Annotated in this window: 13 protein-coding genes; 5 read left to right on the top strand and 8 right to left on the bottom strand. The window is 43.8% G+C overall.

The annotated features are described in order from the left end of the window. Window positions 1–2 precede the first annotated feature (2 nt). On the bottom strand, window positions 3–1,031 hold the full coding sequence (locus tag AB4623_RS16660) for an amino acid ABC transporter substrate-binding protein (protein WP_017059701.1): 1,029 nt from the start codon (window positions 1,029–1,031) through the stop codon (window positions 3–5). Between the two features lie 480 nt (window positions 1,032–1,511). Between AB4623_RS16660 and AB4623_RS16655 the strand changes: the two genes are divergently transcribed. After that, a complete protein-coding gene (locus tag AB4623_RS16655) occupies window positions 1,512–2,453 on the top strand; it encodes a bifunctional precorrin-2 dehydrogenase/sirohydrochlorin ferrochelatase (RefSeq protein ID WP_017059700.1) in 942 nt (313 codons plus the stop codon). A gap of 187 nt (window positions 2,454–2,640) precedes the next feature. On the opposite strand, the gene AB4623_RS16650 is transcribed toward AB4623_RS16655, so the two are convergent. Together AB4623_RS16650 and AB4623_RS16645 are read right to left on the bottom strand one after the other, a co-directional pair. Then, window positions 2,641–3,123, bottom strand: a complete 483-nt coding sequence (locus AB4623_RS16650; protein ID WP_017063832.1) for a YajQ family cyclic di-GMP-binding protein — start codon at window positions 3,121–3,123, stop codon at window positions 2,641–2,643. A gap of 12 nt (window positions 3,124–3,135) precedes the next feature. After that, window positions 3,136–4,194 (bottom strand): 3-deoxy-7-phosphoheptulonate synthase, encoded by a 1,059-nt coding sequence (locus AB4623_RS16645; RefSeq protein WP_017059698.1) that lies wholly within the window; start codon window positions 4,192–4,194, stop codon window positions 3,136–3,138. 207 nt (window positions 4,195–4,401) lie between these two features. Between AB4623_RS16645 and AB4623_RS16640 the strand changes: the two genes are divergently transcribed. Both AB4623_RS16640 and AB4623_RS16635 read left to right on the top strand, forming a co-directional pair. Then, the gene (locus AB4623_RS16640) at window positions 4,402–5,289 is read left to right on the top strand and encodes a putative PEP-binding protein (RefSeq protein WP_017066315.1); all 888 of its coding nucleotides are present in this window, start codon (window positions 4,402–4,404) and stop codon (window positions 5,287–5,289) included. Between the two features lie 159 nt (window positions 5,290–5,448). Further along, window positions 5,449–5,934, top strand: a complete 486-nt coding sequence (locus AB4623_RS16635; RefSeq protein WP_372146896.1) for a PaaI family thioesterase — start codon at window positions 5,449–5,451, stop codon at window positions 5,932–5,934. A 108-nt stretch (window positions 5,935–6,042) separates the two neighbouring features. Here AB4623_RS16635 and AB4623_RS16630 read toward each other — a convergent pair whose 3' ends face one another. After that, on the bottom strand, window positions 6,043–7,398 hold the full coding sequence (locus AB4623_RS16630) for a hypothetical protein (protein WP_017063834.1): 1,356 nt from the start codon (window positions 7,396–7,398) through the stop codon (window positions 6,043–6,045). A 28-nt stretch (window positions 7,399–7,426) separates the two neighbouring features. Between AB4623_RS16630 and AB4623_RS16625 the strand changes: the two genes are divergently transcribed. After that, window positions 7,427–8,335 carry a S1 RNA-binding domain-containing protein gene (locus AB4623_RS16625; protein ID WP_017059694.1) on the top strand — a complete coding sequence of 303 codons (909 nt, stop codon included), beginning with the start codon at window positions 7,427–7,429 and terminating at the stop codon, window positions 8,333–8,335. Between the two features lie 299 nt (window positions 8,336–8,634). On the opposite strand, the gene rsmF is transcribed toward AB4623_RS16625, so the two are convergent. The 4 genes from rsmF to AB4623_RS16605 all read right to left on the bottom strand — a co-directional run bounded on the left by rsmF (window position 8,635) and on the right by AB4623_RS16605 (window position 15,984). Continuing rightward, window positions 8,635–10,056, bottom strand: a complete 1,422-nt coding sequence (gene rsmF / locus AB4623_RS16620) for a 16S rRNA (cytosine(1407)-C(5))-methyltransferase RsmF (protein ID WP_017063836.1) — start codon at window positions 10,054–10,056, stop codon at window positions 8,635–8,637. A gap of 149 nt (window positions 10,057–10,205) precedes the next feature. Next, the gene (locus AB4623_RS16615; RefSeq protein ID WP_372146894.1) at window positions 10,206–12,863 is read right to left on the bottom strand and encodes an MlaD family protein; all 2,658 of its coding nucleotides are present in this window, start codon (window positions 12,861–12,863) and stop codon (window positions 10,206–10,208) included. Then, window positions 12,850–14,133, bottom strand: coding sequence for a paraquat-inducible protein A (locus tag AB4623_RS16610; protein WP_102321147.1), 1,284 nt, complete (start codon window positions 14,131–14,133; stop codon window positions 12,850–12,852). The genes AB4623_RS16615 and AB4623_RS16610 overlap by 14 nt, the downstream gene beginning before the upstream one ends. Before the next feature lie 54 nt (window positions 14,134–14,187). Beyond that, a complete protein-coding gene (locus tag AB4623_RS16605; protein ID WP_372146892.1) occupies window positions 14,188–15,984 on the bottom strand; it encodes an ABC transporter ATP-binding protein in 1,797 nt (598 codons plus the stop codon). An 89-nt stretch (window positions 15,985–16,073) separates the two neighbouring features. Here AB4623_RS16605 and AB4623_RS16600 point away from each other — a divergent pair, with 89 nt between their 5' ends. Then, complete coding sequence (locus tag AB4623_RS16600) at window positions 16,074–16,565, top strand: GAF domain-containing protein (RefSeq protein ID WP_017066966.1); 492 nt, start codon at window positions 16,074–16,076, stop codon at window positions 16,563–16,565. The last annotated feature ends 1 nt before the right edge of the window (window position 16,566 follow it).

Genomic DNA, 16,566 nt, shown 5'->3' with positions numbered 1-16,566 from the left:
TATTAACGGATTGGTGGAGCGTACATAAAGCCGCCCGCATTCCATAATGCATTTACACCACGAGAGATTTGAAGTGGAGAACCTGTACCAACAGTACGCTCAAAACTCTCACCGTAGTTACCAACTTGCTTAATTACTTGGTAACCCCAGTCGTCGCGAATGCCAAGGCCTTTACCTTTAGGACCGTCTACACCAAGAATACGTTTGATGTTTGGATCTTTTGACTTAAGCATTTCGTCTGCATTTTTAGAGGAGATGCCGTATTCTTCCGCGTTAATCATTGCTGAAAGTGTCCACTTAGCAACGTTAAACCATTGATCATCATCTTGACGAACAACAGGGCCTAGAGGCTCTTTAGAGATGATTTCAGGAAGTACTTCTGCAGATTTAGGATCAGCTAGGTTTAGGCGAAGTGCGTATAGACCAGATTGGTCAGTCGTTAGCACGTCACAACGACCTGCGTCGAAACCTTTCGATGTTTGTGCTGCCGTATCGAATACCACTGGCTTGTAAGACATGCCACTGTTACGGAAGTAATCGGCTAGGTTAAGTTCAGTTGTTGTACCTGATTGAACACATACAGAAGCGCCATCAAGCTCTTGAGCACTTGTTAGGCCAAGTTCTTTTTTAACCATGAAGCCTTGACCATCGTAGTAGTTAACGCCTACGAAGTTCAGACCTAGAGCAGTGTCACGATGTAATGTCCATGTTGTGTTACGAGATAGTACGTCGATTTCGCCAGATTGAAGCGCAGTAAAACGCTCTTTTGCTGTTAGAGGTACATACTTAACTTTAGTCTTGTCACCGAGTACAGCCGCTGCAAGAGCTTGACAATACTCAACATCAATTCCTTCCCATTCACCTTTTGAGTTAGGGTTAGAGAACCCTGGAAGACCGGTACTTACACCACAAGTTAGAAAACCTTGAGATGTGACTTTGTCCAGAGTGCTTTCTGCCGCTGATGCCGATGTTGCCATCATCGCAGTTGATGCAGCTACTACTGAAGCAAGAAGTGTTAGTTTATTTGTCATTTGTATCCTTCCTTGTTAACCAGGTGACACCTGATACTCGTGCTCGTTTGAGTTTCTCTTATGTGTTGCGTTTTCTATGACCTTGTTGTTCAAATTAAACGAGTTGCATTTTGCAAATGAAACTGTGTGCGATTTAAACAACTGTTTATAAGGTTAGGAAAGGATCCGTAGTTTCACAAATGTATAATTTAAAAAGAATTTTGAATGAAATCACAAATCCGAACACAATTAGAATGACCAAATGTTAAGTGAATGTAAATAGTGCAACGGTTCACACTGTTGGTGCAACGAGATTTAGATTTTTATATTGATAATCGACTAGATAAATATTCTGAATAAACATCACAATGATGAAATATTAAACTTAAGAAATGTTGAAATTTGGTCAATAAATATTTTTATTACACTTCGATAGTTATGAATATGCTCCAAATTTGGTAGCATGGCTGAATAGTTATTGAAGTAGTCTCAAGGAAGAACATGCGTTATTTCCCAATGTTTTTGGATGTAGAAAATAAGCCAATCTTAGTGGTTGGTGGGGGTGAGGTTGCTTGCCGTAAAGTCGATAGCTTACTACGAGCGGGAGCGGATGTGACTTTGGTGTCTCCCAAGGTAGCGCCTTACTTAAAGCAGCTTGTGGACGAGAACAAGCTTCACTGGGTTCAAAACTTTTACTCGTCACAGATCATATCGAAAAATTACTTGCAGGTTTGGGCCACAACAGACAACCCAAGCTTGAATCACCAAGTGTATAATGATGCGAAAAAACTGGGCATTTTAGTCAATGTGGTTGACGATCTTCCTTACTGCGACTTCATCACACCTTCGATGATAAATCGCGGCAGAATCCAAATTGCCATCTCTAGTGGCGGGGCATCACCTGTTTTAGTAAGAAATATCAGAGAAAAACTCGAAACGGTATTGCCACAAAACATAGGTTTGATAGCAGACTTCGGTGCATCAAAACGCAATTCAATCAAAGAGTCATTCCCAACCGTCGACGAGCGTCGTAAATTTTGGGAGCGTTTCTTGTCATCCAGCTTTATCGAGCAGGTGAATGACAGAGAGCAGTTAGAGTCTTACTACCAGCAAGCGCTAACCGAAGGCATTGATAGCGAAGGGCAGGTCACTTGGATTGAATTCGAGCAAGATGTCGAGCTGTTGTCTATGAAGGCTTTACGTTTGATGCAGGAGGCAGAGCTCGTACTTTCACCGAGCGATTGTCCATTTGAATTTATCGACCTGTGCCGCCGAGATGCAGAAAGAGAGAGCTACGCCAACAGCGGAGAGCTATCAACAAAGCTTGAGCAAGCAAGAGCAGAGAAATTACGAGTGTGTGTGTTTATTCCACCAGCAAGCGTAGAGTTTAATCTGTTGGTCGGCAAAGACCTAAAATTGTCAGCAGCCCAAGTACTCAGTTGAGGTAATTGCTTCTAGTTGAAATGAGAGCTTTCTGGTTGTTTGAAATCGGCTAGAGGCTCGGAATAAAACTAAAGCTGGACCAGATAAATAAAAAGCCACTTCAAAAGAAGTGGCTTTTTGCTATTTCAAACACGACATTGTGCTGATGAATGAGCAACCCAAATAGGCGGTCACTCAAACTCAAAAATTAGTCGCGGAAGTTGTCAAACTGGAAAGGTTGACCAAGTTCACCGCCGCGAACTAGAGCCATAACAGCTTGTAGGTCATCACGCTTCTTACCAGTAACACGAACTTTGTCGCCTTGGATAGAAGCTTGAACTTTAACTTTGTTGTCTTTGATTAGCTTAACGATCTTCTTAGCGACATCAGTTTCAATGCCTTGCTTAAAGATAACCGTTTGGTGCCAAGTGCGACCTGTTTGGTCTGCCGCTTTCGCTTCCATCGCGTTAGGATCAACATTACGCTTCGTTAGGTTGCTGCGAAGGATATCGCGCATTTGCTTCAGTTGAAAATCGTCTTGAGCAGTCAATTTTACTGATTCATCTTTGTAATCAAAGCTTGCGTCAACGCCGCGGAAATCGAAACGAGTCGATAGTTCACGGTTTGCGTTGTCTACTGCGTTACGCAGTTCTACTGCTTCTACTTCAGAGATAATGTCAAATGATGGCATTGTGTTGTTTCCTTAAGCTAAGTTTCTATCTTTAATTGCTGTTGCAAGCATGTCTAGCATTGTTGCAGTATCTTCCCAGCTTAGGCATGGGTCAGTAATCGACTTGCCATATTCTAGGTTGTTAATGTCTGTCATTGGCTGGTTGCCTTCAATAATGAAGCTCTCTGCCATAATGCCTGCAATTTGGTTCTTGTTAGATTTAATTTGCTCACAAATGTCTTGTGCAACTTCTAACTGCTTACGGTGTTGCTTCTGACAGTTAGCGTGGCTAAAGTCTACAACCAAACGTTGAGGTAGATCGAATTCAGCCAGTTGCTTACATGCAGTATCTACAGATTCAGCGTCGAAGTTAGGGCCTTTATCACCACCACGTAGAATAACGTGACCGTATGGGTTGCCAGAAGTACGGTAAACCGTCATGCGGCCGTTCTTATCTGGAGAGTAGAAGTAGTGTGAAGCATGTGCTGCACGAATTGCATCGATAGCAATCTTGATGTTGCCGTTGGTCGCGTTTTTGAAGCCAACTGGACAAGACAGTGCAGAAGCCATTTCACGGTGAATCTGAGATTCAGTTGTACGAGCGCCAATCGCGCCCCAAGTGATAAGGTCCGCAATGTACTGACCTGTGATCATATCAAGGAATTCAGTCGCGGTAGCTAGGCCAAGCTTGTTGATATCTAGCAGAAGCTTACGAGCTTTGTTCAAGCCTGTTTCAAGTGCGTATGAACCATCAAGGTTAGGATCTGTAATCAAACCCTTCCAACCTACAACAGTACGAGGCTTCTCGAAGTAGGTTCTCATTACAACGAACAGTTCATCTTTGTACTGGTCTTGAATTTTGCTTAGGCGCTCAGCGTAATCAAGTGCCGCATCTGTATCGTGAACAGAGCAAGGGCCTACGATAACTAATAGGCGGTTATCACGACCAGTTAGGATATCTTCGATTTGGCGGCGAGAATTTTTAATGCGCTCAGCAACGTCGTCAGTAATAGGGTGTGCATTGCCTAGTTCGGCAGGAGTTGGCATAGGACCCAGAGCTTGGGTTCTCAACTCATCAGTTTTTAATGGCATGTGATAGCTTTTTTATTCTATTGCGAAGTGGTTAAGATAACGGAATTGAACAGAGGAATAAACTCTATTGAGTCAAAGTTATCTCAGTTATTGCTAATATTCTTATTTTTATCAGCAGGCCAGCGTCAAATAAGGGATTTTCACTTGTATTAACAGGCAGCTATCGGTATTTTCGTTTGAACACAACATAAAAATGCTGGAGCAGCAATGACTCAAGAAAATCAAAGCACTTTGCACCCAGAACTCGTCTTAGGTGATGTGCTGCCTTCTTACAACGATAATAATAATTCTAACCACTTATACGTTTCATTATCAGAATTAGTGATGGATCGTGTCTTCTACCACCCAAGTATCGAGAGTCACTTAGATACTTTGACTGATATTGAAAAAACGTCTTTAGAAGCGATCCTTGGCGATAAAACAGTCGATGAGCATTTTGTTTCGACCTTAGTGATTGCCATTCAAGCTGCCGTTCAGCCAAATCACACTTCTGTTCGTATCGCATTAAGCAGTGCAGACAGCTATGGATTCCGTTCGCTGCTTGGCGGGAACTGTGAAGCAGAAGAGATTAACCCTGCACTAGGTGTTCGTGGCGTTGCTCGTTACGCGACACCAGAATACAGCAAGGCTTTCGCTTTAGAATGTCAGGTTATTAAGGCATTACGTGAGCAGGGCATCAACGTTGAAGTAGTTGTGCCTTACGTTCGTGCGTTAAGCGATGCCGCTAAGATTATTGACCTGCTTGCCGAGCAAGGGCTACCACGCGGCCTTAACGGTTTGAAAGTACTGTTCTCGTGCGATGTGCCGTCTGCAGTGCTACTGAGCGAACGTTTACTGCATTACTTCGATGGTGTAGTGGTAAACGTTGATAGCTTAGCGTCTTTCACTTTAGGCGTAGACAAACACAATGAAGCTCAGCAGCACGCTTTTGATCCACAAAACGAAGCGGTTATTACCTTGTTGGATATGATTGTTAAAGCAACCCTGAACGCGAAGAAGCCAGTGCTGCTAGTAACTCAAGGCTTAGTGGATTACCCACGTCTACAAGGTTACATAGCTGATCTTGAATGCGTAGAAACGGTCGTGACTGCGTAAATCGATTAGCTTGCCTGATAAGCCGACTTAAGGCGCTAATGCTTTGAGAATGAAAGAGATATCATTGTGCGATGATATCTCTTTTTTGTAACATTTTTTTGACATTCTTATCGCTAGTCGATTAACTGGTCTGATGACTAACTTGGCTAGGTAATTCGAATGTTGACCCCTCTACAAAAAGCAAATTTCTACTTAAGCATGTTTGGCTTTTTCAAAGTCCCACTTATCTGGTTGTGCCGACCAAAACTACTCGCGTTGGACAACCAACATGTTGAAGTGAAAATCCCGCTTAGAAGGCGTACTAAGAATCACCTTAACAGTATGTACTTTGGCGTTTTGGCTGTAGGTGCGGATGTCGCGGGTGGGTTTCTTGCGATGAGCAAATCTCAGCAGCAAGGTGAAAAGATCTCGTTGGCTTTTAAAGAGGTGACGGGTAACTTTTTGAAGCGCCCTGAAGGTGATGTGCATTTCACTTGTAACGACGGTGAGCTGATCAACACTATGCTGGCAGAAACCATGTCGACCGGAGAACGGGTCAATCAACCCGTAACCATTATCGCGACTTGCCCATCTTTATATGGTGACGAGCCGATGGCGGAGTTCACGCTCACGCTTTCAATTAAGAAAGTCCCTTCAAGAAAATAGCGATTAAATAATAGATTTTGGTTTAGAAGTCATGGGTAACGTTGAAGAGATAAAACAACGGTATGTGAATGGTTTCCACATACCGTTATAGAGAACTTTATAACGGCTCTATGACTCTTGAGTGATCTGCTCAATATCAACTATTTTTGAACGGTTCATAACGATCTTCCAACGGTAGTAGGTTGGTTCGTTATCATGGTTGTTCTCTTTAATGATCAGGTTGAGAAGATGACGCTTTTCTACTGATTCGCGGCTCACTTGTCCTTCATTCAAGCGGTAGATCTTGTTTGAGCCTTTATCCATCAACCGTGTCAGCGCTCTTAGGCTGATCGATAACGTTTCACGAGTCTCCTCATAACCACTCATAAAGGTCGATGTCGACATCTCAGTATGAGAGCGGTAATGCAAGATTTGCTCTTCACGTTGTACCACACGCTTTTTACGGATCGACTGAATGCGATCTGCAAGCTTAGAAAAATTTGCGTAGTCCAACCATTCCAGTTTATGGCCTACTGACTTGTTGGTCGTTGGATCATAGTAACGACGCTTCCATTTTGGCTTGCCTTTACGCAGCCAGCGCCAAAGGATGTCTCTCAAGTCATCTTTAAAGATCTCACGCAGTGCGTAAATGAAAGACATTGCCACGATGAAAGAGGCGGTAATCTCACCAAGAAAGTCACGAGCCAAGATCACAGTAGTGGTCACGACAACCATCACCAAACCGGTCGCGATGCCTTTCACGGCACGCTTAACGTTCTTACCCATCGACGTTGTCTTTTCTTTAAGCACGATAGGGTGTTCAATCAAACGACGCAGCAAACGCATCTTGTTACTCAAGCGGGTAACGTCCTCTCGAACTCTTGCTGAGTTGTAGCGGTTCAGTTTACGGTGCGCGGTCTCTTTATCACAAAGCGTTAAGAGTCGTTCTTTAATCGTTGAATACTCACTACCTCGTGGCATGTGTGAAACTAGCGATAGGAACTTTTGCTCGGTATACCAAGATAGGTAGTTATCGATATTAGCGTAGTAGCGCTTGAGATTTTCTTCGTAAGGGATGCTTCGGCGTAGCTTCTTCAAGATATCTAAAGCCAATTCAATGACTTCATCTACTTCATCAGCCGTTACGTCGTCACTATCAGTTTTATTTAAGCTGCTGACTGCTTTATCTAACGCGATAACATATTGGTAGGCAAACAGACTCAAACTGACACGATACTGTGTTGTAGATAAGCGTCCACGTTTTGCCAAGCGACTGTGTACCAAAGGTAAAAGTGTTTTGTCACTATAGTAGGCACGTTTTTGAGTGATTGAGCTGTAGAAAAAGGCACTTTCAGAAAGCACTTCAGGAGTCAGTCCAAGTTCACCGGGAATGAATAGATAAACGTCCATGTCGAGCTTTTTGGTCTTAGCCATGGCATGGTTAATTTTAAGTGTTATCGCATCTTGTTTATCAACGGTGATCAACGATGTCTCCTAGAATGTAAAAATATGAATGAAACTAGCGAAAGCATATCAGAGATCACGTATAATCTCCGCCAAATTTAAAGTAGAGACAACCTTGATGATTAATATTGGTCAAATAAACAACTTAGAAGTAGTAAAACAAGCAGACTTCGGTGTATTCCTTGACGCGAGCGACTATGGAACCGTGTTGCTGCCGAAACGATTTACTCCTGAAGGTGTTGAAATTGGTCAAAAGCTAGATGTTTTCTTATACATAGATTCTGACAACCAGATCGCTGCAACGACTGAAAAACCAATAGCTCAAGTAGGCCAGTTTGGTTTGATGACGGTTGAAGGTGTTAACAGCACTGGTGCATTCATGAGCTGGGGCGTGAAAGGTAAAGACCTTCTTGTTCCTTTCAGCGAGCAGCGTGGCCGTTTAAACGAAGGTCAGTCAATCTTAGTATATGTGTATATCGATAAAGCATCGAGCCGTATCGTTGGTACAACGAAGTTCAACAAATGGTTAGACAACACGCCTGCGACTTATAAGCAAAATGAGCAAGTCGATCTCATTATCGCTGAGCGCAGCCAGTTAGGTTACAAAGCGATCGTGAACGGTGAACACTGGGGTATGATTTTCCCATCTGACATCATCGGTAAGCTGTTCATTGGTAAAACACTAAAAGGCTACATTAAAAACGTTCGTGAAGAAGACGGTAAGATTGATTTGTCTCTTCAGAAGGTTGGTGTCGCTAAGATGGATGACCTAAGCACTAAGGTTCTTGATCTGCTTGAGAAGAAAGGCGGTTACCTGCCTTTGAATGATAAGTCTTCTCCTGAAGTTATTTTCTCTGCATTCAGAACCAGCAAAGGTACGTTCAAGAAGACAATTGGTGGTTTGTACAAATCTGGCAAGATCACTATCGACAAAGAAGGTATTAGCTTAGTTAAATAAGCGATCCTCTCGGTCAAAAAAAAGCCCAAACCTTCCTGTTTGGGCTTAGGGGAAAGGGCTCCGAAGAGCCTACGCTAATCGTTTTAATCTTTTGACTGTTAGATTGAAGTCTAGTTTAGATTCTCTAAAGTGCGATTTTTCTTTTTGGAAATAGTGATTTGAATTGATATTTATATAATTAGCTGTTGATTTACAAGCGCTCGCACACTGACTTATATGGCCGATAGAATAGAAAAAGCCCAAACAATTAACGTTGTTTGGGCTTTTTGTTTATTAAGGTGTATTCAGTGCGAACGCTTTTAGAAAAGGTTCTTATCGCGCACGAGTTCGCGTGGTAAACCGTTCTTCACTCGGTTGCCAACCCACTTACCAAGGCCGATGATTGCACCATTGTACTTCACTAGTACTTCACCTTTTCCTGACAAGTTTTCAGGGCGAACATCGCGGCCCATGAACCATTCACGAGCATCTTCAATACTAAGCTCTACAACATTAGCTTCATTACCTGTTGCGAGCGTTGTCGCTACTTGGTGCTGCCAGCGGTAACCTTTTTTATGGGTTTCAGCGATCTTGATTCCCATGCGAGAAAAACGGAACTCACCGATCATCGGCTCTAGCGCTTCTGGGAATAGCCAAACGTCTTTGTCGCGAATCCAAACCTGAGTATCGCTTGGCAATTCGATATCGAGAGTACTCATTAGTTGTTCAGCGACTTCTTGCTGAGTTTTCTTTGATGCTTTTTCAAATGGGAATTTACCCATACGTTTTTTAACTTCTGGTGGAGTAACAGACGCTAGTTTACGGATACGTGCAACAAAGAAACCTTCAGAGTCATAGACCTGTGGGAAGATGTGAAGAAAGCCTTCTTCTGTCGTGGTTGCTTTTGCGTTGTCGAATAGTGATTCCAGAGATTCGAATTCAACCGCATCACCAAAGGTTTCTTTTAGGTGATGACACACTTGTTGGTTCTCTTCGGTGCTAAGCGTACACGTTGAGTAAACCAAAACACCATTAGGTTTAAGAGCATGGAATGCACTTTCAATCAGATCTTTTTGCGTGTCGGCAATGTCGACCACTGATTGATACGTCCAGTTCTTCATCGCATCGGCATCTTTACGAATGGTGCCTTCGCCAGAGCAGGGTGCGTCTAGCAACACAGCATCAAACTGTTCTGGTAACCAACCACCAAAAACTCGACCGTCAAAGTTACTTAGAGCGGCATTACGAACGCCACAACGTTCGATGTTAGCGTGAAGGACTTTCACACGGCTTGCTGCATACTCATTGGCAACCAATACACCGCGATTATTCATTAGCGCAGCGATTTGCGTTGTTTTAGAGCCGGGTGCAGCCGCAGTGTCTAGCACCGCTTGGTAATCAGCTTCGCCTTGGAAAAGTGCCGAGGGTGGCATCATCGAGCTGGCTTCTTGGATGTAGAAAAGACCAGACATGTGTTCTGCCGTATTACCTAGTGGCGCTTCACTTTCGTCCGCTGTAATCCAAAAGCCCGTTTCACACCAAGGTACAGGTTCCAGTTCCCAGCCTTTCTCTTTTGCTCGTACTAGGAAGTCTTCAACACTGATTTTCAATGTGTTGATTCGAATACTTTTACGAAGTGGTTTTTGGCATGACGCAACAAAAGAAGCCATATCTAGATGACTAGGCATGATTGCTTCGATGTGCGTTAGGAATTCTTCAGGAATATATACGTTAGCGTGCAAAAGAGTATCTCGATTTATTGCATTAATGCGGGGAGTTTAAAGCAAAATGAGGCCGTCCTAAACCATATTTGCAGCAAACAACAAAAATGCAGCCTAATGGCTGCATTTTGATGAAGAATTAATCTTCCAGAAACGTCAGAGAGTTCACTCTATGGACGAGGAATTGCGGTTCTCCATGATTTCCACTCATCTTCGGCTTGAGGATAGAGGTAGAAAGACTGATCTTCGCTTGCTACTGGTTGAAGTTCATTTGTCGGTGGCGTTGAGAATGTAATACCACCTCTTAACAAGCTGTCTACCGTTCCGGCTTTGATGTTTGCGCCTGACAGGCCGATAGAGACATCGACGCCCGACACGTTCCAGAACACGGTGTTTGCGCGGATTAGATACGCGTAGTCTGGTTCTATTTGAATCGTAGAGATGATGCGGTCAGCAAACTCGCCTAACTGAACATCAATAACACTGCCGATTTCTAGCTCACGGAATAGGATAGGTGTGCCTTCAGATACTGAGCCTCGCGTTTCGCTTTGCAGTTGGAATATCTTGCCTTCAGGCTGCACGGGTCCTTTGCTAAGCTCAAATTTCGTGTTTCTTTCACCTTTGCCCGGGTCTACGTTGATGTGTTTAGAGAGCAGCGCAGAGACGTTTTTGATGCCATTAAGGCCAATCTCAGGTTCTGCCAACCAGAAGTGACTGTTCGTTACGGCAATCTTGTCGACGTACTCAGGTAAAATACGCGCAGTAATTTCAATGCCGCCCTTGTTGAAGTTCGGAATCACCAAAGTAACCTCACCAACAGTGACACCTTGATATTTGATCGCCATGCCCTTGTTGACTTCTTGATCGCCAGAAGAGGTGATAGTAATCGCGCGGCCAAATTTTCGAGCAGATTTTGAATCTTTGTAAAGCTTCCACACGTCACCAAGTTTGTTGTCGATTCCTGGCAGAGAGTCAAAAGCAATACCGCCTTGGATAAGGGTTTTAACTGGTGCCGCTTTAATGCTGATACCCGATAGCGACGCATCAACCTCAACGCCTGAACGGTTCCAGAAAACAGTGTGCTTGTTGAGTAAGTGCGTGTAACGATTTTCGATTGTGACTTTGATTCTTACGCCACCGTCTGCAAGCTGAAAATCAGAAATATTACCCACTTGTAGGTTGCGGTAGAGGAGTGGGCTGCCTTTAGAAATTGAAGGTAACTCACTGGCAAACAAAGAAAGTGTCTTTGAACCAGACTGATTAAACTTAGCAATTTCTGCTAACGACTTACTTTGGAAAAGTTGGTAGTCCGTTCGAGCTTCAGATTTACCTTCACTCACAAAGCTAATCGAGCCGGTAAGAAGCTGTTTTGCTGGTGGGACCGTAACACTCAAGCCTGATTCGGTTAGCTCTGCGGTCGCACTGCCTGTCACAAAGAAACGGTTGTGGCTTTTGATAAGGTGCGCGTATTCATTATCGATAAGTGCATCCATGAAGACTTCGTGTTTATCAGAGCCCGTACCAACACCATCAACTAATCCCACATGGATGATAGAGCCAACGGCAATGCCTTTGTAGAGAAGTTGTGTACCGACATCTAACCCGAACGAATTGTTCGACGTTAAGCGAATCGCAACGGATTTCTCTTGTTCCTGACTGAATTCATTTTTGCGGATTGCAGTAAATCGACGCGCCTTTTCACCTTCACCTGGTACCAAGGTTAAAAAGTTACCTGTCACTAAATTGGCAATGTTTTTCATACCAGTGAGTGACAGTTCAGCTTCTTCTAGAACGAACTTACTGCCGCTGTTTAAAAAGTCACTGAATGCCGGTTGAATAGCTGCAGATGCGACGACGTTTTCACGCCCTTCACTTAGTGATAAGTCAGTGATTTGACCGATTTCGATGCCGCGATACATGATCGGAGCACCCGTTGCACTTATTTTATTATCATCGGGAACGGCGATCTTGATAGAGATACCTCGACCCGCTGTCTTCAAATCTGGGTAGAGCTTGAACTTGGTATTCATCTCTACGGGTTGGCCTTCTCCCGGAGAGTCGACCGCAATTGAACCGCCAAGCAATGCACTTAGGCTCTCTAAGCGAACATCAACACCAGAAAAACCAATACTGGCACCTAAACCACTGACATTCCAAAAACGGCTTTGGTCGGTAATGATATGGCTGTATTCATCTTTAATCGACGCTTGAATCGTAACGGATTTCGCGTTGTCGTTTAACTGGTAGTTGTAAACCTCACCAATTGGGATTTTACGGTAAACGATTTGAGAACCAACAGATACGCCACCCAGATCTTTGGTCGTCAGTGAAATATTCAAACCTTCAGAAGCCAGTAAATCAGAAGGGGAGGATTCTAACGCTTGGAAAATGGTTTCTGGGTCTTGTTTGGTTTCGCTCGGGTGGATAGCAATATAGTTACCTGAAACAAGTGCGTCTAATCCTGAGATACCCGACAAACTTGCTGTCGGTTTTACAAGCCAGAAACGAGTGCCTTTTGAGAGTAGCTTCTTCGCTTCAGGGTAGATGTCTGCATCGACATAGATGCTCGATAGATCTTTGGATAAAGTGATGTCGCGCACCATACCCACTTCTAAGCCTTGGTAACGAATCGTTGTTCGACCTGCGACTAAACCTGCGGCATCTGAGAAGTATATTTGCACACGTTGCCCAGCATCGTGTATCGATTTCATGACCAACCAACCGGCTAAGGCGACGGTTAATATCGGCAGAATCCACAAAGGGGAGATGCCTTTGTTTTTCCTTACTTCTGGTGAATATGACGTTTGTGATTGGTTATCGTTGTTCATTCACTGACTCATCTTTAGAGGTGTAGTTATCCCAAATTAGCCTAGGATCTAAGCTTTCCGCTGCTAGCATCGTGAGAACAACTACGACGCCAAAAGCGACTGCACCATAACCTGGTGTAAAGTTTAAAATTTGCCCGCGGTCGACCAAGGTCATCATGATCGAAATAACGAACAGATCCATTACCGACCATTTCCCCACCCATTTCACGATGAAATAGATGGTCATACGTTGCCTGTGGTAAACGGCGCGCTTCATCTTGATACAGATTAAGATGTACGCGAGGCCCAGTATTTTCGCGACTGGCACGACGATACTGGCAATGAAAATGATCGCAGCGATGCCATACATATCGCTATTAATCAGCGAAGCGACACCGGAAATGATGGTGTCTTCTAGCCTTTGACCGTTGGTAATAAGAATAGAAATAGGAATGACATTGGCTGGCACGATAGCCACGGATGCGGCAAATAGCAGAGCCCAAGTTTTCTGTATAGAGTAGGGCTTGCGGTGGTATAAGTCATGGTGACAACGCACACAAGTATGACCGTCAGGCTGAGATAGGTGACAGTTGTGACAGTGTACGTTCTTACTCTCAGCAAAAGAGTATTCGGATTCTTTTGCCCAAGCTTCCCAGTAGCGACGTACACTGATACGGCTTACTAGTAATACGCTGAAAAGCTGCAGAAGAATCAGGCCAATCAAACCAGGGCCGACGAAAATGTCAGAGTAATCTTGCAGTTTGAAACATGAGACCGCCAAACTTACCAGAAACACATCCAACATCATCCAATGTTTGAGAGTCTGAATAATGGCTAATGCATAACGAAAGGGTGTGAAGATCTTAAGACGCAGTGATGCATGAGTGATGAGTACCGAGGTGCACACGAGCAACGGAGCGATCGAACTGCAGAACAGGATCAGCAAACCAAGTAGAGGAAAGCCTTCGCCCATTAAGGTAAAAACACCCGATGGTAACGTCGCGGGTATCATGACGCCAATCAGGCGAATACTGATGAATTCAAAAAAGTGCGATGGGATAAACAGCAATAAGCAGGTAATTGCGATTGCTAGGTTTCCAGAGAGGCTAGGGGTACCGCCTCTATAAAGCTGAGTTCCGCATCTTGGGCAGTAAGCTGATTTCCCTAAAGGGATGTCCATTTTATCTACGGGAAGTTCGCAGCCCTGGCAAAGACGCACTGAGCTGCTGTCGCATTGGTGTTTTGTTGATAAAGGGTTGGTTACGGATGGGGAGGTCACGCGACCTCCCAAGTTGAAACGTAAGTTAGGTTAGCAACCCGACTTAAAGACTCAGAGCCACAAACATCAGGCGTGCGATTGCACACTGCCGTAGAGTGTTTGATAGAGTCCTTGTTGTTCAACCAATTCACCATGTGTTCCCGTCTGTGTGACTTGTCCATCTTCTAAAACATAGATTAGATCGGCTTGTTTCACCGCTGATAATCGATGAGCCACTATCAAAGTTGTGCGATCTTTCAAAAACTCGCTCAACGCTTTATGCAGTGCTGACTCTGTTGCTGTATCGAGTGCAGATGTCGCTTCATCAAGAATAACAAACTTAGGATTGCTCAGCACCATACGAGCTATTGCTAATCGTTGTCGTTGACCACCAGACAGTCGAACGCCATTCCTACCAATTTGTGTATCTAAGCCATTGCTCAGTTGCTTGATGACATCTTGCATTTGAGCGACTTCAAGCGCACGCCACAACGATATTTCGTCGTATTCAGCACCAAGGGTCAGATTATGCCTTAATGTATCGTTAAAGAGTATAGGTTGTTGTAAAACAACGGCAATTTGATTGCGTATTACATCAAAACTGATGTCGTCGGTTGTTTCACCGTTATAGCGAATGCAACCTGAGTCTGCTTGGTAAACCCCAATCAGCAACTGGATTAACGTAGATTTACCCCCTCCACTCGCACCGACCAAAGCGACTTTTTTACCTGCAGGGATGTGCAGCGATAGCCTATTTAAAACAGTGTTTTCTAATGTGTAAGAGAATGTAACGTCTTCGATGTCGACTGTCACTTCTTGATCTTCAGTAAATGGGTTCACTTTACTGATAGGGCGCTTCTCTTCTTCTAACTGAAGAAGATCGTTGATGCGTTGCAGTGCCGCTTTCGCGCTATACCAAGAGAATTGAATCCCTAGTAGCTCTTGAACTGGGCCTAACATGAACCACAAGTAGCCAAATACCGCGAAAATCTGACCAATGGTTAAGTCACTGAATAACACCATTAGCATCGCGACGGCACGGAAAAGCTCGAAACCTAATAAGAAGAGTAGAAACGAAACACGGCCAGCAGCTTCAGATTGCCAAGCGTATTTGTCGGCATCGATTCTTACTTGGTTTGCTTGAACCTTAAGCTCATCGAGAAAGATACGCTCTTTATTCGCCGCGCGCAGTTGGTAAATGCCATCTAAGGTTTCCACCAAACGGTTTTGAAAGCGCTCAAAAGATTGGTTTTCGTATTTCTTAAGGTGTTTGACCCTGCTGCCTAGTTTACGGGAGAAATAAATCACAACAGGATTGACCAGTAAAATGAACAACCCTAAACGCCACTCTAGCCACAACAGCACGATCGCTGTACCGAACACGGTCAGGAAGCTGATGATAAATTTAGAAAGAGTCGAGCCAATGAACTTATCTATTGTCTCTATGTCTGTTATTAGGTGGGCGTTGATACCGCCGCTGCCTTTGGTTTCGTATTGTCTAATACTGATGCGACCAAGCTTATCTATCATCTTGCTGCGCATTTGATAGGTAATTGTTTTGGACACAAGCGTAAACTGACGCCCTTGCAGAATGTTCAACGCTTGGCTAACGGAGCGCATGATAATCACTAACAACAAAGTTAGTGCTATATAGCCAGTCGGTGTTTGTAATGAAGATGGAAGTAGGTGGTTCATCATCTCTAAGCCTGAAGCGGGCTTATCAAGTAATACTTCATCAACCATTAATGGCATGAGCAACGGGATAGGGACACTAATGAGAGTTGCAAATATGGCAATAATGTTAGCAAACAGTAATTTGGACTTGTGTTTTTTTACTTGAGTTATTAACCAAGAACGGCTAATAGTGTCTTCTGAATTGTTCATTGTAATGAGAATAAGTCCTATTTAGTTTGATGGCCGCATTCTACTGCGTTCTCTTGATAATGGAAGTCTCAATTTAATTGGAAGTTAATATGAAAATAGAACATTACCAACGCTTAACCAAACAAGCCGTTGCATTAATTGAATCAGAAACCGATCTAACTGCTAATCTTGCTAATATCAGTTCATTATTATTCATGGAATTGGATGGCTTGAATTGGGCGGGTTTCTATTTAATGAAGCAGGACCAAGCTAAGGAAAAAGACGAACTTGTACTGGGTCCTTTCCAAGGTCAACCTGCTTGTGTGCGAATTCCGGTAGGGCGTGGAGTGTGTGGAACTGCGGTTGCGTCGAATACAGTTCAGCGCATTCATGATGTTCATGAGTTCGAAGGTCACATCGCTTGTGACGCTGCAAGTAACTCAGAAATCGTTATTCCGTTCTCGATTGGCGGAAAAATAGCGGGTGTTCTTGATATCGATAGCCCAAATGTTGGCCGTTTTTCTCAAATTGACGAGGACGGATTGACATTTTTCATGGCAGAAGTGGAAAAGCTGCTTAATTCGCACGCGAACAAGGCATAAA

The sequence above is a fragment of the Vibrio sp. 10N.222.52.C12 genome (assembly GCF_041474215.1).
Taxonomy (GTDB): Bacteria; Pseudomonadota; Gammaproteobacteria; order Enterobacterales; family Vibrionaceae; genus Vibrio; species Vibrio crassostreae_C.
Note: the sequence above shows the minus strand (reverse complement) of the source record. Positions and strands in the feature narration are given on the sequence as shown.